The organism is Azospirillum palustre (assembly GCF_002573965.1).
Classification (GTDB): domain Bacteria; phylum Pseudomonadota; class Alphaproteobacteria; order Azospirillales; family Azospirillaceae; genus Azospirillum; species Azospirillum palustre.
Genome location: NZ_PDKW01000039.1, coordinates 679,437 through 699,646 on the forward strand (window position 1 = coordinate 679,437; position 20,210 = coordinate 699,646).

A 20,210-nucleotide genomic window follows, 5' to 3' on the forward strand; every position below is an offset into this window, starting at 1 on the left:
CATAGGCACCATTGTGGAATCCGGAACGAAGGTCTAGTTTGCTTGTGTCCCCAACGATTTCCCGAACATGGGAAGGTGCCATCCATGAACCTGCACAATCTGGCCAGCGATATGGTGCAAACCGCTCTGGCCTGTGAAAAGGCGCTCCCTGGACGGGCGAACGCCGACGAACACGATCTCGCCCGGCACATCCTGGTCGAACCCGACCACGCCTGGCACGTTTGCGAGACCTATGCCCGCGCTGTCAGCATTCCGGTCGAACAGCTCCCGGTCAGCCAGCTCCGCGGCCTCATCAGCGACATCGTCCTGTCGAAGCTTCCCCGTTACGACTGAGTTTTTCGATCCCAAGGGCCGGCGCCGTATCCGGCCGATGGCCGGAACGTTCCGGGTTTTCCAAACCCCGCACTCCAAGTTCCGTGGTGCCACCATGGCGATCGAGCTTCATTCCTTTACCGTAACGCTGGCCGTCGCGGATGCGACCGGCTGCTCCAGCGCCGCCGAACACCGTGCCCGCATCTGGAAGGCCGTGTCCGACCTGTCGGCCGCCGTCCGCAATGCCGGCATGGCGACCGAGGCCCGTTTCCGCGGCCAGGACCGCCAGGGCCATGTCCTGTTCGAGGCGACCGACACCGGCGCCGCCTTCCTGCGCGGCCTGCCCGCCATCGCCAGCGTCGATGACGCGCGCAGAAACGGCGGGCGCGTCCAGCTTCGTCACTGACGGTCCGGCGGGCATAGAGTGTGATCGGTTCAAGCGGAACCGCTTGAAGCGTGAATCACACGGAAAACCAAAAGGTTAGAGTCTGTCTGATGCTTCAATAAGCATCAGACAGACTCTAGGCCGCGGCCGAAAAAGCCCCGCCGAAAAAGCAAAGGCCCGCCGCCCCGATCCGGAGCGGCGGGCCTTGCCCTGTCAGACACAGGGTTCAGCGTCAGACACAGGGTTCAGCGCGCGCGGTGGCGCAGCGGCCGGACGTTGCTTTCGGTCTCGACCTCTTCCTCGGTGGGGCGCACCTTCTTCAGCTGGACGATGAAACGCTCGGCGCCGTTCTCCATCACGGCGATGCCGGTGAGGCCATGCGCCCAATCACAGGGAACGACGTGGATTTCCTTGATGGTGGCGGTGCCGGCCGCAAGCTCCGCACGGTCCAGGACCACGTCCCCGACCTGGAACCCCAAATAGGCGTCGATCAGCATTCTCTTGGGCGTCCGTCTTCCGTTTCAGGCCACGCACCGGGGCCGGCACCGACGGCCGGGCTCCCTCACGATGGACCATCTTGCCATAGATTGGGCCGTCCGCGACGCTTTCCCAGCGATGACGACGCAGTAAACCGACAGGGACCCCCGTTTGTCCCACTGCCGGCGGGGCCGGACGGCAGGCGCGGAAGCGGCCGTCCCCGTCCGAGGGAGGAGACGGAAATGGCCGCTTCGGCGGTCCCCGGACCCTTGGGCGGATGCCCGGGACCGGGGCGGGAACGCCGGCCGTCGCACCAGCGGCGACCGGGACGGCGGCGTCCGGCAGGCGCAGAATAGTTCTGTCGGCAAACCATTTGCGCCCCCTACCTTCGTTCAGCCCTGCACAGTTCTTGAGCAAATCCGAGCCCGCCCGTTGGCGGCGGCGGGAGCATTGCGATAGGGTCGTCGCACAGTTCCCCCTTCCCACCCCAAAGAGGTCCGTCGGTCGTGCAGAGTTGGCTGGTGCTGGCCGTTTCGGCGGCCTATCTGGGGGTTCTGTTCGCCATCGCCTGGTGGGGCGACCGGCGCACCGCCGGGGGCGCGCTGCTGTCGGCCTCGCCGCGGGCGACCGGCATCCTCTTTGCGCTGACGCTGTGCATCTACAACACCAGCTGGAGCTTCTACGGCTCGGTGGGCCGGGCCTCGGCCAGCGGCTTCGATTTCCTGCCGATCTATCTGGCGCCGATGATCCTGCTGCTGGCGGCCCGCCCGGTACTGACCAAGACCATCGCCATCACCAAGGCGCAGAACGTCACCTCCATCGCCGACTTCATCGGCGCCCGCTACGGCAAGAGCCAGGCGGTGGCGGCGCTGGTGACGCTGACGGCGCTGGTCGGCGTGCTGCCCTACATCGCCTTGCAGCTGAAGGCGGTCGCCGCCAGCTTCGACGTGCTGACGGCCCCGTCGCTGGCCGCCCCGGCGGCGCTGCCGCCGCCGGTCTGGGGCGACACCGCCTTCGCCGTGGCGCTGTCGATGGCAGTCTTCACCATCCTGTTCGGCGTCCGCCACATCAACGCCAGCGAGCATCACCGCGGCCTGATGCTGGCCATTGCGTTCGAGAGCCTGGTGAAGCTGACCGTCTTCCTGGCGGTGGCGGCCTTCATCGTCTGGGGCATGTTCGACGGCTATACCGACCTGATCGCCCGGCCGCAGGCGGAGCCGCTGCTGTCGCCCGACTTCACCGACCCGACCTGGTGGTCGAACACGGCGATCTCGATCATCGCCTTCCTCTGCCTGCCGCAGATGTACCATGTGATGACGGTGGAGAACGACAATCCCCGCCATCTGCGCGCCGCCGCCTGGATGTACCCCTCCTATCTGGTGGCGCTCAGCGCCCTGATGATCCCCATCGCGGTCGCCGGCCTCATCACGTTCGAAGACGGCATCAACCCCGACACCTTCATGATCACCCTGCCCATCGCGGCGGGGGCGAGCGGTTTCAGCCTGCTGTCCTTCATCGGCGGCCTGTCGGCGGCGACCGGCATGGTCATCGTCGCCGCGGTGTCGCTCAGCACCATGCTGTGCAACGACGTGGTGATGCCGCTGCTGCTGAGGCGCAGGCACTTCGCCGCCCGCGTCGGCCGGCGCGACATGGTCGGCACGCTGCTGCTGGTGCGGCGGCTGTCGGTGGTGGGCATCCTGCTGCTGGCCTATGCCATGCACCGGCTGGTCGACCGCGACTACCCGCTGACCGTCATCGGCCTCCTGTCCTTCGTCGCGGTGGCGCAGTTCGGGCCGGCCTTCTTCGGCGGGCTCTACTGGCGGCGCGCCAACCGGGTGGGGGCGCTGGCCGGGCTGGGCGCCGGCTTCCTGCTGTGGGTCTACACGCTGCTGGTGCCGTCGATGGCGCGCATCGTGCCGGTGCCCGACGCCTTCCTCGATTTCGGCCCCTGGGGCATCGGCTGGCTGCGCCCGCAGGCCCTGTTCGGGATCGAGGGGCTGGACCCCATCTCGCACGCCAGCCTTTGGAGCCTGCTCGCCAACCTGACCGCCTTCGTCGCCGGCTCGCTGCTGGCCCGCCCAAGTGCTGTGGAGCGCACCCAGGCCGTCTTCTACACCAGCGCCAGCGCCGACCGCGACGAGGACGACACCCCCCAGGCGCTGGCCAGGCTGGCCGACCTGCGGGCGCTCGCCATCCGCTTCGTCGGGGCGGAGCGCGGCAACGCCGCCTTCGATGCGTACGCCGCCAGAGGCGGCTTTCTCGCCTATCCCGCCAGAGGCGGCCTGCTCCATGCCGCCGGCCGCAAGGGCGAGACCGGCCCGGCCGACCTCGACGCCGTCCGCTTCACCGAGACGCTGATCGCCGGTGCCATCGGGGCGGCGTCGGCGCGGGTGGTGATGGCCGCCTCGCTCCAGGGCCGCACGCTGTCGCGCGGCGACGCCATGGCGATGCTGGACGAGGCGTCGGAGGCGCTGCGCTTCAACCGCAAGCTTCTGCAGGCGACGCTGGAGAACATCGGCCAGGGCATCTGCGTGATCGACGCCGACCACCGCATCGCCGCCTGGAACCACCGCTATCTGGAACTGCTCGACCTGCCGGCCGACATGGTGAGGGTGGGCGTGCCCTTCGCCGATTTGATCCGCTTCAACGAGCGGCGCGGCGAATACAGCGCCCACGACATGACGGCGCTGCTGACCAACCGCGACACCGCCAACCAGCAGTGGCCCTACCGGTACGAGCGGCGCCGCCCCGACGGCACGGTGCTGGAGATCGTCGCCAACCCGCTGCCGGAAGGCGGCTATGTCTCGACCTACACCGATGTGACCGAGCGCTACCGCGCCGCCGAGGCGCTGCGCGAGGCCAACGAAAGCCTGGAGCACCGCGTGCAGGAGCGCACCGACGCCCTGCAACAGGCGAAGGCGGAGGCCGAGGCGGCCAATGCCAGCAAGACCCGCTTCCTCGCCGCCGCCAGCCACGATCTGCTGCAACCCCTGAACGCCGCCCGCCTGTTCGTCTCGGCGCTGGAGGAGAGCATGCGGGGACCGCTGCCGACGCCCGACCAGCGGGAGTCGGAATGCGGCATGATCGACAACGCCGCCGCCTCCCTGCGTTCGACCGAGATGCTGCTGGGCGGGCTGCTCGACATCTCCTCGCTGGACGCCGGCAATGTCCGGGTGAAGATGCGCAGCTTCGCCATCGACGAGCTGCTGGGCGGGCTGGGGGTGGAGTTCTCCGCCCTGGCGCAGGAGCGCGGGCTGACCTTGAAGGTGGTGGGCTGCAGCGCGGTGGTGCGCTCCGACCCGCAGCTTCTGCGCCGGGTGTTGCAGAACTTCCTGTCCAACGCCATCCGCTACACGCCGAAGGGCCGCGTCCTGCTCGGCTGCCGGCGCCGCCGCGACCCCATCCACGGCGACCGCCTGCGCATCGAGGTGTGGGACACCGGCCCCGGCATCCCCGAAGCCAAGCGCCACGAGGTGTTCGAGGAGTTCCGCCGGCTGGGCGGCGAAAACGGCGGCGGCAACCCCGCCGACAAGGGTCTCGGCCTCGGCCTCGCCATCGTCGACCGCATCGCCCGGCTGCTCGACCACCCCGTCACCCTGCGCTCCACCGTCGGGCGCGGCACCGGCTTCGCGGTGGAGGTGCCGATGGAGCAGTCGCGCGCCACCCCGGTCACCCGGCCGGTCTCCACCCCCGCTGCCCTGTCGGCCGGGCTTCTGGTCCTGTGCATCGACAATGAGGAGCCGATCCTGGCCGGCCTGCGCGCGCTGCTTGGCCAATGGGGCTGCCGGGTGGCGACCGCGTCGGACGTCGAAGGCGCCCTGGCGGCGCTCGCCCCCTTCGACGGGGCGCTTCCCGATGTGGTCTGTGTCGATTATCACGTAGGCGACGGCCAGACGGGGCTTGCGGTTCTGGAGCGGTTGCGGGAATTGTGGGACCGCCCGGTCAAGGGGCTGCTGCTGACCGCCGACCGCTCCGAAGCGGTGCGGGCGGAGGCGGAGCGTTGCGGCTGCGGGGTGCTCTACAAACCGGTGAAGCCGGCGTCGCTGCGCCGCTTCCTGAACGGGGCGGCCTTGCAGACGGCGGCCGTTGCCGAGCGTTAAGGCTGGAACCGGACAAAAGCCGGGCGGCCGCAAATGGGGGGAGTGCGGAAGCCATGGGCGAGGACAGCGCAGCAGGCGCAGCGAAAACGGCTGGACAGACGGCAGCCGACCAAACGGCCGCCGGGCAAACGGCGGCCGGACAGACGACAATCGTCATCGGCGACGACCATCCGCTGGTGCAGGCGGCGCTGCGCGACGCGCTGGGCCGGGCGATGCCGGAGGTGCGGGTGATCGAATGCCCGGATCTCGATTCGGTGATGACCGCGGTGGGGCAGCGGCCGGACGGGATCGACCTCGTGCTGCTCGACCTGAACATGCCCGGCACCCACGGCTTCGCCGGCCTGTTCCTGATGCTGGCCCACCATCCGACCGTACCGGTCGCCATCCTGTCGGCCTTGCAGGATCCCGACACCATCCGCCGGGCGCTGGCCTATGGCGCCTCGGGCTACATCCCGAAATCGCTGTCGATGCCGGCGATGGCCGACGCCATCCGCGCCATCCTGTCCGGCGAGACCTGGGCGCCGCCGCTGTCGGCGGTGTCATCGGAAGCCGACGAGGCCGACGCTGCCCGCCGCTTCGCCTCGCTGTCGCCGCAGCAGCTGCGCATCCTGACGATGATCGTCGACGGCAAGCTGAACAAGCAGATCGCCGGAGATCTCAACGTGTCGGAGCAGACGGTGAAGGTCCACGTCTCCAGCATCCTGCGCAAACTGAACGTGGTCAGCCGCACCCAGGCCGCCGTCGTCGCCGGCCGTCTGGCGGTGGGTGGCGACGTTCTGAGATAGGCCCTACAGCCGCTGAACGGCGGCGAGCCGCAGGCCGAAGCCGATCAGCAGGGCGGCGAAGCTCCAGCGCTGAACCACCTCCACGATCCGGTGGCGCGCGACCAGTCCGGCAAGAGCCGCTCCGACCAGGGCATAGAGGCTGTCGAAGGCCATCCCGACGCCGACGAGGATCGCACCCAGCATGGCGAATTGCCCGGACACGCCGCCGGCGTCGGTCTGGATGAACTGCGGCAGCAGGACCGAGCAGAACAGCAAGGCCTTGGGGTTCAACAGGTTGGTCAGCAAGCCGCGCAGCATGTCCGCAAGGTATGACACAGCGCCACTCTCCCCTTGCTGTCCCGCCGCACCGCCCGCGACAGCGGGGCCGAGTGGCGGCATGCGCAGGACGCCGATGCCCAGCCATACCAGATAGGCGGCTCCGGCAATGCGGACGAGGTCGAAGACCGCAGGCGCGGTGCGCAGCAGCGCCGCCAGCCCCAAGGCGGCCAGCGCCACATGGGTGGCCCGCGCCATTGCCAACCCCAGCGCCGTCGCCAGCGCATGCCGCCGCCCCTGCCGTGCCCCTGTCTGCAACAGCAAGAGCATGTCGGCTCCCGGCACCAGATAGACCACCGCCAGCGCACCGATGAAGATCGAAAGCCCCGGCATATCCACCTCCCTCGTCCAAAATCGATGACCGAATTTAGCTCCGGGAGCGCTGGCAGGTCCTTGCGAGTTGCGCTGCCGAAGCGCAGTATCCTGGTGGATCGTGCCAAAAAGACAGCACTCGGCATAAAGGTCATGCTAAGTATGAAATTCGACGCCATCGACCGCCGCATCCTGGCGGCCTTGCAGCGCGACGCCCGGCTGACCAATGTCGAACTGGCCGAGGAGGTCGGGTTGTCGCCGTCCCCCTGCCTGCGCCGGGTCCGCCTGCTGGAGGAGGCCGGCGTCATCGCCGGTTACCACGCCTCGCTCGACCGGAAGGCCGTCGGCCTTGGCCTGACGGTGTTCGTCGGCATCAAGGTGGAGCGCCACCACGACCGCGAGGCGACCGCCTTCCGCGAAGCGGTGAAGGCGCTGCCGGAGGTCGTGTCCTGCCATCTGGTCTCGGGAGAGTCCGATTTTCTGCTTCAGGTCGTCGTTCCCGAACTGGCCGGCTACGAAAAATTCCTGCTGGGAACGCTGCTGAAGCTGCCGGGCGTTGCCGACATCCGCAGCAACTTCGCGATCCAGACGGTCAAGGCCGGCGGCGTCTTGCCGCTCGACCATCTGCCGGCACCCCATCCGCCGGCCGACGGCAAGACCTGACCTGACCTGACCTGACACCGATTGTCAGTTCCGTTCACTATACGTACCCAAAGACTGGCCCCCACCGCCACGTCTTGCTACTCTCGGTCTTCCCCACCGCCGGACCGAGAAGGCCACGGGTCAGCCATCATGACCACCGCCCTGCACAGCGTCTGCCGCGACTGCGCCGCCGCCCTCCCCGGCGCAGGATCGGGTGAGGTCACGCGCTGCCCGAAATGCGGCAGCCGGCGGCTGTTCCGCCATGCCGAGCTGCACAGCCTGCACATCGGCCACATCGACTGCGACAGCTTCTATGCCACGGTGGAGAAGCGCGACCGGCCGGAGCTGGCCAGCCGCCCGGTGATCGTCGGCGGCGACGACCATCGCGGGGTGGTCGCCGCCTGCTGCTATATTGCGCGGATATCGGGCGTGCGCTCGGCCATGACGATCCGCGAGGCGCTGGACCGCTGCCCCGACGCCACCATCATCCGCCCCAACATCGCCAAATACAAAGAGGTCGGCCATCGCGCCCGCGAGATCATGGAGGCCTTCACCCCGCTGGTCGAGCCGATCAGCATCGACGAGGCCTATCTCGACCTGACCGGCGTGGAAGACCGCCTCAGCATCAGCCCGGCCCAGGCGCTGGTGGAGATCGTCCGCCGCTTCGAGCGCGAACTGCGCATCACTGCCTCCATCGGGCTCAGCTACAACAAGCTGCTGGCGAAGATCGCGTCCGACCTCGACAAGCCGCGCGGCTTCTCGGCGCTGGGCCGGGCGGAGGCGGCGGCCTTCCTGGCGCCCAAGCGGGTCACCATCCTGTGGGGCGTCGGCCCGGCGCTGGAGCGCAAGCTGTTCGCCGACGGCATCACCCGCGTCGGCGACCTTCAGGACAGGGACGAGCATTGGCTGGTCAAGCGCTACGGCGCCATGGGCCGGGTGCTCTACAGCTACGCCCGCGGCGAGGATTCCCGCCGGGTCCATCCCGAGTCGCCGAGCAAGAGCATCTCGTCGGAGGAAACCTTCGACTGGGACGTGACCACCCTGCCCGCCCTGGCGCAGGAGCTGCGCCCGCTGGCCGACAAGGTCGCCCGCCGGCTGGAGCGCGAGGGGCTGCTGGGCCGCAGCGTGGTGCTGAAGCTGAAGACCAAGGATTTCCAGCAGTTGACCCGCTCCCGCCGGGTGGAGCCGACCCGCTCGGCCGAGGCGATCCTGGCGGCCGGCATCGCGCTCCTGGAACGCGAGGTCGACGGCCGCGCCTTCCGTCTGATCGGCATCGGCTGCACCGACCTGACCCACCCGGAAACCGCCCCCGACCCGGAACTCGACCTGTTCGGGTGAGAGGGAACATGAACGACCGGCGGCCTTGGCACAGGGCTGCATTTCCCATAGCCGCCCAGCCGACGAAGCGGTTGTGAAGCGTCTTGCATACAGTCGCTCTTCCGACCGCGGATCATGCGGCGACGGCACCCCCGTCCGCACTGGGAGGCTCGACGGCCAGAACGGTGAGGGTCTTCGCCTCGCCCTCGCGCGTGTACCATGTGATCGACTGCCCTTCCGCGACGCCAATGAGGGCGGCGCCAATGGGGGTCAGCACCGACACCCGACCGGCCGCGAGGTCGGCATCACCCGGATAAACCAGGGTGACGGTCCGCTCCTGTCCGGTCACCTCATCCCGGAACGCCACGCGCGCGCCCATCGTGACCACCGTCGTCACGAGTTCGCCGGCATCGATCACCGCGGCGCGCTCCAGTTCGACCGTGAGGTACGCGTATACATCGGGCAACCTCTCGGAAACGGCCTCGACCAGAGCCGAGAGGCGGTCATGGTCGGTGGCGGTCAGCACGATGGGCGGAAACTGGTCTGCGGGACGCATCGAGGTCTTCCTTCGCTTTTCTCGGCATGCGCACAACCGACCGCCAGGCGACGCCCCCCGGTGGGCGCCTCATCGGTCATGCAGCGGTTGCACGCGATAAACCCGTGACCGCATGGATGCGGTTCGAGCGGCTCTCTTGGATTTGGAGACGATGTCGGCCCCGGACGGTCCGGGAGCCTTGCCTCAGGCGACCAGATCCGGGGCGGGCGAGCCTGCGTGAACGCGGCCTGCACGCAGGAGGTTACGGATATGGCGGGGCGGCAGTGTCATGGTTCCCCGAACTTGGACAGGTTCGCTCCGGAATTCAAGGATTACGCGATCACTGCGGTGGCACGGGCGGTGGCACGCGGCCCGTCCACTCCCTGAAGCAGGCCCGTCCTGAGCGAACGCGCTCCCTTGGGCAGGAGGAGGACGTTCCCTTACCGGTCAGTCCGCCCGGTCCTCCAGCGCCGGCAGGCTGCCGGGGCGCACGATGCTGCGGATGGCGAAGCTCGACTGGATGCGCACCACGCCGGGCAGGCGCGACAGCGAGTCCTTGTAGATGCGGTCGTAGTCGCTGGGGTTCTGCGCCACCACCCGCAGCAGATAGTCGGAACTGCCGGACAGCAGATAGCATTCCCGCACCTCCGGACAGCGGCGGACGGCGGCGTCGAAGCGGCGCAGATACTCGTCGGTCTGCCGTTCCAGCGTGATCTGGACGATGACGGTGACGGACTTTTCCTCCTCCCCCGTCTCGATGATGGCGGTATAGCCGCGGATGATGCCGGAATGCTCCAGCATGTGCAGGCGGCGCAGGCAGGCCGAGGGTGACAGCCCGACCTCCGCCGCCAGCTTGGCGTTGCTCATCCGGCCGTCCTTGCGGAGCAGGCGAAGGATCTTGTGGTCCAGGGCATCCAGGGCGTGCATGCAACTTTATTCGAAGACGTGGCGGATCGTGCGAAAGCTCCACCACACTATGGGGGAATCATGCAAGGCTTTGCAGAGATTCACCCGCTCCGCCAGACGTATAGTGACATTACCGAGACAATCCGCCTGACCGATGGTTTCCAGGGATACCAGGCGTCGACGGGGGTTCGCATCGGGGAGATCTCTCATGGTCACTTCTCGCATGGTCACGCGCATCGGCGTTCCCAAGGAAATCAAGAACCACGAGTACCGCGTCGGGCTGACGCCGGCATCGGTCCGCGAACTGGCGGCGGACGGCCATTCCCTGCTGGTGCAGAGCGGCGCCGGCGCCGAGATCGGCTTTTCCGACGAGGCCTACCGCGCGGCGGGCGCCGAGATCGCCGGCACCGCCGAGGAGGTCTTTGCGAAGGCCGAGCTTATCGTGAAGGTCAAGGAGCCGCAGCCGGCGGAATGTCGCAGGCTGCGCCCGGATCAGGTGCTGTTCACCTATCTGCACCTCGCCCCCGATCCCGAACAGGCCCGGCTGCTGATGGAGAGCGGCTGCACCGCCATCGCCTATGAAACCGTCACCGACCGCGCCGGCCGCCTGCCGCTGCTGGCGCCGATGTCGGAGATCGCCGGGCGCATGGCGATCCAGGTCGGCGCCGTCGCCTTGCAGAAGAGCAACGGCGGCTCCGGCATCCTGCTGGGCGGCGTGCCCGGTGTGCTGCCCGGCAAGGTTCTGGTCATCGGCGGCGGCGTGGTCGGCGCCAACGCCGCCCGCATGGCGATGGGGCTGGGTGCCGACGTGACCATCGCCGACCGCTCCATGCCGCGGCTGGCTCAGCTCGACGACCTGTTCGGACCGCGGCTGAAGACCGTCTATGCCTCCGCCGACACGCTCGACCGGCTGGTCGCCGATGCCGATCTGGTGATCGGCGCCGTGCTGGTGCCGGGGGCCGCGGCGCCGAAACTGGTGCGCCGCGACCAGCTGGCCGGCATGCGCCGCGGCTCGGTCCTGGTGGATGTCGCCATCGACCAGGGCGGCTGCTTCGAGACCAGCCATGCCACCACCCACTCCGACCCGACCTATGTGGTGGACGGCGTCGTGCATTACTGCGTCGCCAACATGCCGGGCGCGGTCGCCCGCACCAGCACCGAGGCGCTGAACCACGCCACCCTGCCCTTCGTCCAGGCGCTGGCCGGCAAGGGCTGGAAACGGGCGCTGGCCGAGGATCCGCACCTGCTGGCCGGGCTGAACGTCCAGGCCGGCCGGCTGACCTATCCGGCAGTGGCGGAGGCGCTTGCACAGCCCTTCACCGACCCGCGCGAACTGGTCGGCGGATGATGTGAACAGCTGTTGACAATAAACTGAACGATATTTCTCGGAAACGCCAAGGACAGAAATTTTGAACGGAAAAGGCGCGACACTTCGGAACGATTGTTGTTTTTTTCAACCCTTGGAAAGAGAGTGTTGCGCCTACGGATCAAGTTGCATTACCTGTCTGTCACAAGAAAAAGGGTAACATATGCAACCGGCGCTTAAGTGCCGGGGCCAAAGACCAAGAACAGTTTTGAACAGGGTAAGGCGCGGCGCCTTTCGCCGACTGGTGCTGTCCGGACGGTCACTCCGCCCGAACTGGCCCGCGATTCACAAGCAGGATGTCCGGCAGCGATGCCGGTGGGGACGCCACGGCTGCAAGCCCGTGCCGCGCAAGTGGGAGCTGTTGACCATGGTCGAACGACGGAATGCCGCTCGGGTGCATGACCGCACCCCCGCGACCTCGTCGCGTATCCGGATGGCGTCTGCCTCGATGAAGGCTGACCCGATCCCGGCTCCCTGCATGCCGGCCCGCAGCGGTCCCCTGTAACGAATTCGCCCGAAGCCCCGCCGGATCCCGCATCCGGCGGGGCTTCGGCAAGAACCGGGTGCGGCGGCGGGATTCCAAGCGTCCCCTGCCTCGGTCCTGGATGTTCTCCCCCGTTCATCCGGATCGGAACTCCGCTGCCGCACACGGCTTAAATCCAGTTTTCGCGTGCCTGCCTATTCGTTGATCTGGGAGAGTGGGAGAAGCCTGCCTGATGGAATATTTTCTTCAGCAATTGATCAACGGCTTGTCGCTCGGTGCGATCTACGGCCTGATCGCGATCGGCTATACGATGGTGTACGGCATCATCGGGATGATCAACTTCGCCCATGGCGAGATTTACATGATCGGCTCCTTCGTGGCGCTGTGACGTGGCAGATGTCGGGCGAGGTGGTGCTGATGACGCTCCTGGGCGGCATGGGCACTTTGTTCGGGCCGGTGGTCGGTGCCGGGCTGGTGGTGACGCTGGAAAGCTATCTCGCCTCCACCAGCCTGCCGGTGCCGGTGGTGATCGGCTGCATCTTCGTCGTCTGCGTGCTGGTCTTCCGCCGCGGCATCGTCGGCGAACTGCTGGCCCGCCTGCCGAAGCGGGGGCACTGACCCCGCCGGCCGTTTCAGCAGAACTCCCGACAGAACTCCCCCAGGGGGGACCGAGAGGTCCCCCTCTTTTTCCTCATCCCCTCACCCGCCAATCGCCCGCTTTGATTGAAAATCCGGAAATTGCGAAGGGGTATGGCGGAGGATGTAGAGAACAGGTCCGGGTTGCCTTTTTAAAAAGTGCGCCTGCGAGCCGTTCCATAAAGGTCTGGTCTGATGAACGGGTGCGCATGACCGCGCATACCCGCCCGATCCTGTGCGCCTTCCCTTTAATCCGACGGATGGGCTACTATGTTGACCTCTGATATTGTTGGCAAATTGCGCTGCATCGCAGCAGACCCCAAAGCGGGCATCGCAAGGGGCCTCGACACCGGGACGACGAAGATCGGTCCCGTTTGGGAGGGTGACGTGGGCGACACCGTGGATTTCGAAGCGCTGCGCCAGCGGGCGGTCCACTCCCTGTTCGAACATCTGGAATCCATGTGCGTCGGCGCCGTCGCCGTCGACCACACCGGCCGCATCGCCTGGATGGACGAGAAATACAAGGCTCTGCTGGGCGTTCCCGGCGATCCGCGCGGCCGGCAGGTGGAGGACGTCATCCCCAACAGCCAGCTGCGCCGGGTGATCGACAGCGGCCAGCCGCAGCCGCTGGACATCATGGAGTTCGACGACCGGTCCTTCGTGGTGACGCGGATGCCGCTGTTCGGCACCGACGGATCGATCATCGGCGCCATCGGCTTCGTGCTGTTCGACCGCGCCGAATATCTCCGCCCGCTGGTCCGCAAATACGAGAAGATGCAGGAGGAGCTGGCCCGCACCCAGCAGGAGCTGGCGCATGAGCGCCGGGCCAAATACTCCTTCTCGCAGTTCCTGGGCGCCAGCGAATCGATCCGCGAGATCAAGCGGCTGGGCCGGCGCGCCGCCCAGATGGATTCGACCGTCCTGCTGCTGGGCGAAACCGGGACCGGCAAGGAGCTGCTGGCCCAGGCCATCCATTCCGCCAGCCCGCGGGCGTCCAAGCCCTTCGTCGGCGTCAACGTCGCCGCCATTCCGGAAACCCTGCTGGAGGCGGAGTTCTTCGGCGTCGCCCCCGGCGCCTATACCGGCGCCGACCGCCGCCACCGCGACGGCAAGTTCCAACTCGCCAACGGCGGCACCCTGTTCCTGGACGAGATCGGCGACATGCCGCTGCCGGTGCAGGCCAAGCTTCTGCGCGTGTTGCAGGAGCGGGAGATCGAGCCGCTCGGCTCCAACAAGGTGGTGCGGGTCGATGTCCGCATCATCGCCGCCACCAGCCGCGACCTGCACGCCCTGGTGCGCGAGAAGCAGTTCCGCGCCGACCTCTATTACCGGCTGAACGTGGTGCCGATCACCCTGCCGCCGCTGCGCGACCGGCCGGAGGACATCGAGAGCATCGCCGACCGCATCCTGGAACAGCTGGCGATCCAGCAGGGCACGCCGCCGCGGGAACTGCTGGAATCGGCGGTGCAGGTGCTGCGCGACTATGACTGGCCCGGCAATGTGCGCGAGCTTTACAACATGCTGGAACGGGTGGTGGCGCTGACCGACGCGCCGATCCTGACCGCACCGCACATCCGCAGCGTTCTGCCCGGCCAGCATCCGGCCGGCGCGTCGGCCCTGCCGCTGGCGGCCGGTGCGCGGCCGTTGCAGGAGGTGCTGCACGCCGCCGAGCGCCATGCCATCGCCGCGGCGCTGGAGGAGGCGAACGGCGTCAAGGCGCGGGCGGCGAAGCTGCTGGGCATTTCGCGCGCGTCGCTGTACGAACGCATGATGACACTGGGGCTGGGAGCGACCCAGTAGCCCCGGCACAGGCTGGCCATAGCAAATTTCGCACGGTAAATTTCGTACTGCGGAACGCTGTTTCATTGACGTGCCGGCCCCCCACTGTCAGGATCGTCCCGTATTGGTTTGCGGGAGGGTTCGGGCATGCGCAGGCGGGAAGAGGCTCTGGTCGCCGACGATCTGGCGGAGGACGAGAAGGATCCGCGCTTCGTCACCGCACTGGCCCGCGGGCTGGAACTGCTGCGCGCCTTCCGCCGCAACGAATCGATGCTGGGCAATCTGGAACTGGCGCAGCGCACCGGCCTGCCCAAGCCGACGGTGTCGCGGCTGACCTACACGCTGGCCAAGCTGGGATACCTCGCTTACGACCAGAACACCGGCAAGTACCGGCTCGGCACCTCGGTGCTGGCGCTCGGCTATGCCAGCCTGTCGGGCATGGGCATCCGGCAGGTCGCCCGCCCGCTGATGCAGGAACTGGCCGACCAGACCGGGCTGGCGGTGGCGCTGGGCGGGCGCGACCGGCTGAGCATGATCTATCTGGAATGCTGCAAGGCCACCGGCCCGATCACCCTGTCGCTGGATGTCGGCTCCCACATCAAGCTGTCGACCACCGGCATGGGCCGCGCCTATCTGGCCGCCTTGCCGGAGGCGGAACGCGCGCCGCTGATGGCGAAGCTGGAGGAGCATGAGGGGGAACGCTGGCCGGAGATCCGCGACGGCATCCTCCAGGCCATCGAGGATTACCGAACGCGCGGCTATTGCCGCTCCATCGGCGCCTGGAAGTCGGAGGTCCATGCCGTCGGCGTTCCCTTCGTGCCGCGCGACGGCTCTCAGGTGCTGGCCTTCAACTGCGGCGGACCGGCCTTCATGGTCGATCTGAAGAGGCTGGAGGAGGAGTTCGCACCGCGGCTGGTGGCGATGGTCCGGCGGATCGACGCGACCCTGTTCAACGGGTAAGAGGCCAGGGGTGAGGGGCCAGGGGGGCGAGCGGGAAACCGCCGCCCCGTCCCGCGCCAATCGGTTTTCCCTATCGGGGTATCCGGAAAAATCGATTGGACGGATCAGGTATTTATAGCCATTCTTTGAATCGTTCCAGACAGGCTTCCCGATCCGGTTTGTCCTGTTCCGGCCGGTCCTCCATTCGGTGCCCCATTCGGTGCCAGGGGGCCGGCCACCCGGAAGGGCGGGGATGTCGGGGATGTGCGGGCACGTTCAATCCAACGCCCCGCCGTCTCCGCCCTTCCGGGGTCTGGTCCTCTGTTCAAGCGTCCTGTCGGCCCGTCAGGCAGCCCTGACCCGTGACAGGAAGCCGTTGACCTCGCTGCGCAGGCGCCCAGCCTCCTGAGAAAGCAGCGAGGCGGCGGACAGCACCTCGTTCGACGAGGTTCCGGCCTCTTCGGCGGCCTTGCTGACGCCTGCGATGCTGGAAGAGACCTCCTGCGTTCCCTGGGCCGCCTGCTGGACGTTGCGGCCGATTTCGCCGGTGGCAGCGGTCTGCTCCTCGACCGCCGCCGCGATGCTGTTGGAGATCTCGTTCACCTGGGTGATGGTCCGGCCGATGTTGCGGATGGCGCTGACGGCGCCACCGGTCCGGGTCTGGATTTCCGCGATCTGGGTGGAGATGTCCTCGGTCGCCTTGGCGGTCTGGTTGGCGAGCTGCTTCACCTCGCTCGCCACCACGGCGAAGCCTTTTCCCGCCTCGCCGGCACGCGCCGCCTCGATGGTGGCGTTCAGCGCCAGCAGGTTGGTCTGGCTGGCGATGTTCTGGATCAGGCTGACCACGTCGCCGATCCGCTGCGCCGCCACGGCCAGCCCTTCGACCGTGCCGTTGGTGCGCTCGGCCTCGCTCACCGCCTGACCGGAGATGGTGGCGGACTCGGCCACCTGCCGGCTGATCTCGCCGATGGAGCTGCTGAGCTCTTCCGAGGCCGCCGCCACCGTCTGCACGTTGGCCGAGGCCTGCTCGGTCGCGGCGGCGACCGCGGTCGACTGGCGGGCCGTCTCCTCGGCGACCGCCGACATGGTCCGTGCGGTGGACTGGAGCTGCGCCGCGGCGCTGGAGACCGCCTCGACGACGGTGCCGATGCTCGTCTCGAACTCGTCCGCCAGGCCGAGCATGGTCTGCCTGCGCTCCGCCGCCGCCCTGGCCTCGGTCTGCTTCGCCTCCTCTTCCAGCTCGCGGCTGCGGATCAGGTTGGCTTTGAAGACGCTGGCGGTTTCGGCGATTGCCCCCACCTCGTCGCGGCGGCCGGTTCCGGCGATCTCGACCGTCAGGTTTCCATCGGCCAGCCCGCGCAGTGACGAGACGATGGATTTGATCGGCCCGACGATGCCCTTCTGCGAAACCAGCAGGCCGAGCAGCAACCCCGCCAGGGTTCCGACACCGGCGAGGACGAACATCCAGGTCAGCTTCAGGGCCGCCATCTTCTCGGCCGTCCGCGCCAGTTCGGTCGAGTCCTTCTCGGTGAAATCGAGGAAGGCCGTGATGTCGCCGCGCAGGGTCCTGACATCGGCGCGGCTCGCCTCCACGGCGACCTTGATCGTCCGCTGTCCGTCGTTCAGCGTGGACGAGCCCTGGACCTTGCGCGCCGCATCGAGGGACGCCGCCAGCTTCTCGTAATAGCCGGGAAGCTGCCGTTCGATCTTCTGCAGGATGACCACCTGCTCTCCCTCGACCGTGCCCTTGAGCCGCGCTATGGCGTCGGCAATCGCCTTGCGGCGCTCCTCGATGCCGGCGGATACGGTGCCGACCTCGCCCGGATCGACTGCGAGGCTGTATTCGTCGCGGTTGATTTCGGCAAGCAGACGATTGAGGCGGGAACTGAGACGCACCTCGGTCGTCGCTTCGTCAAGGTCCGTGATCGCAGACCCAAGGGATTGCAATCCAATTGCACCGAAGCCGGCAATAACCATACTCATTGCGGAAAGCATGCCGACGATCAGCATGATCTTCATCGAGATCTTAAGATTTCCCAAAGACATCTCTTAGCGCCCCCTCAAGTTGCGAGTTCTATTTACAAGTTTACAAGTTATTTTTTATTAGAAACTCATTATGTACATTGCATAATCTTAAAATTGCTTTACCCGATGTCACAAAATACAACCTATGAAGAAAGTCGTATTCTTGGAACGATTTTAAAGTATCTGCGGCCGGGGCAATGTTCTGCTATTAGGCGAGCCCGAGCCTCCGCCGTTTGCGCTTTTCGCGGTCGGGAACTCTTCATGACGGCGGGCCGTTTTCAGGATGCGGCTGGAGTCCGGCAGGGGAGATGTGGCTTGGCAGGCGGCTTGACGGACTGGCTGGTGCAGGTGATGCACAACCTCCACTATGTCGGGATTTTCTTTCTGGTGGCGTTGGCGCGGGTCTTCCCGCCGATCCCTGCCGAATCGGTGATTCCGCTGGCGGGGATCGGGGCGGCAACCGGCGAGTTCACGCTGGCTGGGGTCGCCATCGCCGGCGGGCTCGGCTCGCTGGCCGGACAGCTGGTGTGGTTCCTGCCGAGCCGGCTGATGGGCCGCGACCGGCTGGAGGCGTTCTTGAAGAAATATGGTCCCTGGCTGACCATCAACCCGAAGAAGGTGCGGCAGAGCACCGACTGGTTCGCCAAGCGCGGCGGGCTGGCCGTGCTGTTCTCGCAGCCGGTGCCGGGGGTGCGGACGCTGATCTCGATCCCGGCCGGCGCCTGCAAGATGTCGATCCTGAACTATTCGCTGGCGTCCGGCATCGGGTCGGTGCTGTGGACGCTGCTGCTGGCCTGGACCGGCTACATGCTGTCCACTTGGCCCTTCGCCCACCGGCTGGTCGGCTATTTCACCGTCGGGCTGCTGGTGGTGCTGGTGGGCCTTTATCTGTGGCGGCTGTCCCGGCACCTGCATCTGCTGCGCAAGGGCGGCACGGCCGCGGAGGCGCCGAGTGTCACGCCGTCGGCCGGCTGCTGAGAGGCGGTTGCCGACCGGGGATCAGGCCGTCGCCATCCCGACGATGCCGGTGGCGGCCATGCCCAGCGCCCACAGGCCGAACAGGCCCAGCGCCACGCCGGTGCAGTGGTTCAGCATGGTCAGCCCGCGGTCGGAGATGCGGTGGCGGACGGCGGCCACCCCCATCGACAGCGTTATCCACCACAGCGACGACCCGATGAAGACGCCCAGCACCAGGGTGGAGGCTTCCAGCCGGTCCAGCGTGCCGCCCAGTCCGAAGCCGGCGAAGATGGCAATGAAGGCCATGATGGTCGCCGGATTGGTCAAGGTCAGCGACAGGCCGGTCATGAAGCCGGCCAGCCAGGATTTGGTGTCGGGGGCGGAAGCCGCCTCGCGCTCGTCGGCGTCGGGATGCTGGCGGAAGGTGCGGACCGCCACCACCAGCAGGAAGATGCCGCCGATCAGCTGGAAGGCGATCTCGTGCCCGCGCAGGAAGCTGAGCGCCGCCGACACACCGAAGGCGGCGATGGCGCCATAGAAGGTGTCGGCCACCGCGGCGCCGAATCCGGTGAAGAAGCCCATCAGGGGGCCATGCTGAAGGGTGCGGCGGATGCACAGCAGACCGATCGGCCCGACGGGTGCGGCGATGGCGAATCCGAGAGCGATTCCCTGCAAGAGCACCCAGACTTCGTTCACCGAGCGTTGCCCCCAATTTTTTATGGCCAGGTTCAGGTGGCCGTGCCTTCAGATGGCCGTGCCAATCGCCAGTCCGTCGCAATGACTGTCGGCGGGGGTGATAAACGCCCCCGTCCCAGTCGTCAACCGGGGGCAACCCGATTCGCTCCGTTGTTTCGTCCGCTTTCCCTGTTGTGTGAAATCATGGCGCGGTTATCCTTTGGGTCAAGTTTCCGCAGTCGGGAGTGGGTGGGACATGAAGACGCGTATTCTTGCAGCCATGCTGGCGGTGACCGCGGCCGGAGCTGGAGTCGGCGGCGGCGCTCCGGCGCTGGCCGACGAGTTCTCGCCGGCCGTGGTGTTCGACCAGGGCGGCAAGTTCGACAAGTCCTTCAACGAGGCCGCCTATAACGGCGCCGAGCGGTTCAAGAAGGAAACCGGCACCGCCTACCGCGAGTTCGAGATCACCAACGAGGGCCAGCGCGAGCAGGCGATGCGCACGCTGGTCCGCCGCGGCGCCTCCGTCATCGTCGCCGTCGGCTTCTCGCAGACCGCGGCGGTCGACAAGGTGGCGAAGGAATCGCCCAAGACCAAGTTCTGCCTGATCGACGACAAGCTGGACGCCCCCAACGTCCAGTCCGTGACCTTCAAGGAAGAGGAGGGATCCTTCCTGGTCGGCATGGCGGCGGCGCTGGCGTCGAAGACCGGCAAGGTCGGCTTCATCGGCGGCATGGACATCCCGCTGATCCGCAACTTCCTGACCGGCTACGAGCAGGGCGTTAAGCATGTCGCCGCCGCCGACGAGGTGTTCGTCAACATGACCGGCACCACGCCGGCCGCCTGGAACGATCCCGGCCGCGGCGCCGAGCTGGCCAAGAGCCAGTTCGGCCGCGGCGCCGACGTGGTCTTCGCCGCGGCGGGCGCCACCGGTCTCGGCGTGCTGCAGGCGGCGGCCGATGCCGGCAAGCTGTCCATCGGCGTCGACAGCAACCAGAACCATGTCCATCCCGGCAAGGTGCTGACCTCGATGGTCAAGCGGGTGGACGTCGTCGTCTACGACTGCATGAAGTCGGCGAAGGACGGCAGCTGGAAGGCCGGCCATCGCGTCGTCGGGCTGAAGGAGGACGGCGTCGGCTATGCGCTTGATGATAACAACCGCAAGCTGATCGCGCCGGAGATGGAAGCGAAGCTGGAAGAGGCGAAGAAGCAGATCATCGCGGGCTCGCTGGCGGTCAAGCCGTACCAGCCGTAAGCGGACCCTTC

General features: G+C 67.2%; 17 protein-coding genes and 2 pseudogenes. 13 read left to right on the forward strand and 6 right to left on the reverse strand.

Annotated features, from left to right (window positions below; genetic code table 11):
• The first annotated feature begins 84 nt into the window (after window positions 1–84).
• Together CRT60_RS09210 and CRT60_RS09215 are read left to right on the forward strand one after the other, a co-directional pair.
• Window positions 85–333, forward strand: coding sequence for a hypothetical protein (locus CRT60_RS09210; protein WP_098736097.1), 249 nt, complete (start codon window positions 85–87; stop codon window positions 331–333).
• A 94-nt stretch (window positions 334–427) separates the two neighbouring features.
• Complete coding sequence (locus CRT60_RS09215; RefSeq protein WP_098736280.1) at window positions 428–718, forward strand: hypothetical protein; 291 nt, start codon at window positions 428–430, stop codon at window positions 716–718.
• 224 nt (window positions 719–942) lie between these two features.
• Here CRT60_RS09215 and CRT60_RS09220 read toward each other — a convergent pair whose 3' ends face one another.
• Window positions 943–1,194, reverse strand: a complete 252-nt coding sequence (locus tag CRT60_RS09220) for a hypothetical protein (protein ID WP_098736098.1) — start codon at window positions 1,192–1,194, stop codon at window positions 943–945.
• A 486-nt stretch (window positions 1,195–1,680) separates the two neighbouring features.
• Here CRT60_RS09220 and CRT60_RS09225 point away from each other — a divergent pair, with 486 nt between their 5' ends.
• Entirely contained in the window at window positions 1,681–5,274 is a 3,594-nt protein-coding gene (locus CRT60_RS09225; protein WP_098736099.1) for a hybrid sensor histidine kinase/response regulator, read from the forward strand.
• Between the two features lie 53 nt (window positions 5,275–5,327).
• The gene (locus tag CRT60_RS09230) at window positions 5,328–6,059 is read left to right on the forward strand and encodes a LuxR C-terminal-related transcriptional regulator (RefSeq protein WP_244592371.1); all 732 of its coding nucleotides are present in this window, start codon (window positions 5,328–5,330) and stop codon (window positions 6,057–6,059) included.
• 3 nt (window positions 6,060–6,062) lie between these two features.
• Here CRT60_RS09230 and CRT60_RS09235 read toward each other — a convergent pair whose 3' ends face one another.
• The gene (locus CRT60_RS09235) at window positions 6,063–6,707 is read right to left on the reverse strand and encodes a LysE family translocator (RefSeq protein WP_098736100.1); all 645 of its coding nucleotides are present in this window, start codon (window positions 6,705–6,707) and stop codon (window positions 6,063–6,065) included.
• A gap of 132 nt (window positions 6,708–6,839) precedes the next feature.
• On the opposite strand from CRT60_RS09235, the gene CRT60_RS09240 reads away from it, so the two are divergent.
• The gene (locus CRT60_RS09240) at window positions 6,840–7,349 is read left to right on the forward strand and encodes an Lrp/AsnC family transcriptional regulator (RefSeq protein ID WP_098736101.1); all 510 of its coding nucleotides are present in this window, start codon (window positions 6,840–6,842) and stop codon (window positions 7,347–7,349) included.
• A 129-nt stretch (window positions 7,350–7,478) separates the two neighbouring features.
• Window positions 7,479–8,666 (forward strand): DNA polymerase IV, encoded by a 1,188-nt coding sequence (locus tag CRT60_RS09245; RefSeq protein ID WP_098736102.1) that lies wholly within the window; start codon window positions 7,479–7,481, stop codon window positions 8,664–8,666.
• A 112-nt stretch (window positions 8,667–8,778) separates the two neighbouring features.
• On the opposite strand, the gene rnk is transcribed toward CRT60_RS09245, so the two are convergent.
• Together rnk and CRT60_RS09255 are read right to left on the reverse strand one after the other, a co-directional pair.
• Window positions 8,779–9,201: a nucleoside diphosphate kinase regulator gene (gene rnk / locus CRT60_RS09250; protein WP_098736103.1), complete on the reverse strand. Its 423-nt coding sequence runs from the start codon at window positions 9,199–9,201 to the stop codon at window positions 8,779–8,781.
• A 426-nt stretch (window positions 9,202–9,627) separates the two neighbouring features.
• A complete protein-coding gene (locus CRT60_RS09255) occupies window positions 9,628–10,107 on the reverse strand; it encodes an Lrp/AsnC family transcriptional regulator (protein ID WP_098736104.1) in 480 nt (159 codons plus the stop codon).
• A 202-nt stretch (window positions 10,108–10,309) separates the two neighbouring features.
• Between CRT60_RS09255 and ald the strand changes: the two genes are divergently transcribed.
• The 5 genes and pseudogenes from ald to CRT60_RS09280 all read left to right on the forward strand — a co-directional run bounded on the left by ald (window position 10,310) and on the right by CRT60_RS09280 (window position 15,311).
• Entirely contained in the window at window positions 10,310–11,434 is a 1,125-nt protein-coding gene (gene ald, locus CRT60_RS09260) for an alanine dehydrogenase (protein ID WP_098736105.1), read from the forward strand.
• A gap of 734 nt (window positions 11,435–12,168) precedes the next feature.
• A pseudogene (locus CRT60_RS09265) lies at window positions 12,169–12,321 on the forward strand (ABC transporter permease subunit); the annotation flags it as partial.
• A pseudogene (locus CRT60_RS09270) lies at window positions 12,321–12,554 on the forward strand (branched-chain amino acid ABC transporter permease); the annotation flags it as partial. The pseudogenes CRT60_RS09265 and CRT60_RS09270, both read left to right, overlap by 1 nt.
• A 405-nt stretch (window positions 12,555–12,959) precedes the next feature.
• Entirely contained in the window at window positions 12,960–14,372 is a 1,413-nt protein-coding gene (locus tag CRT60_RS09275; RefSeq protein ID WP_244592372.1) for a sigma-54 interaction domain-containing protein, read from the forward strand.
• 126 nt (window positions 14,373–14,498) lie between these two features.
• A complete protein-coding gene (locus CRT60_RS09280; protein WP_098736107.1) occupies window positions 14,499–15,311 on the forward strand; it encodes an IclR family transcriptional regulator in 813 nt (270 codons plus the stop codon).
• 324 nt (window positions 15,312–15,635) lie between these two features.
• On the opposite strand, the gene CRT60_RS09285 is transcribed toward CRT60_RS09280, so the two are convergent.
• Window positions 15,636–17,336 carry a methyl-accepting chemotaxis protein gene (locus tag CRT60_RS09285; RefSeq protein WP_098736108.1) on the reverse strand — a complete coding sequence of 567 codons (1,701 nt, stop codon included), beginning with the start codon at window positions 17,334–17,336 and terminating at the stop codon, window positions 15,636–15,638.
• Between the two features lie 294 nt (window positions 17,337–17,630).
• On the opposite strand from CRT60_RS09285, the gene CRT60_RS09290 reads away from it, so the two are divergent.
• Entirely contained in the window at window positions 17,631–18,293 is a 663-nt protein-coding gene (locus CRT60_RS09290; RefSeq protein WP_098736109.1) for a DedA family protein, read from the forward strand.
• A 21-nt stretch (window positions 18,294–18,314) separates the two neighbouring features.
• Here the strand turns inward: CRT60_RS09290 and CRT60_RS09295 are convergent, their stop codons facing one another.
• Window positions 18,315–18,968, reverse strand: a complete 654-nt coding sequence (locus CRT60_RS09295) for a LysE family translocator (RefSeq protein WP_098736110.1) — start codon at window positions 18,966–18,968, stop codon at window positions 18,315–18,317.
• A 235-nt stretch (window positions 18,969–19,203) separates the two neighbouring features.
• On the opposite strand from CRT60_RS09295, the gene CRT60_RS09300 reads away from it, so the two are divergent.
• Window positions 19,204–20,199, forward strand: coding sequence for a BMP family lipoprotein (locus CRT60_RS09300; RefSeq protein ID WP_098736111.1), 996 nt, complete (start codon window positions 19,204–19,206; stop codon window positions 20,197–20,199).
• The last annotated feature ends 11 nt before the right edge of the window (window positions 20,200–20,210 follow it).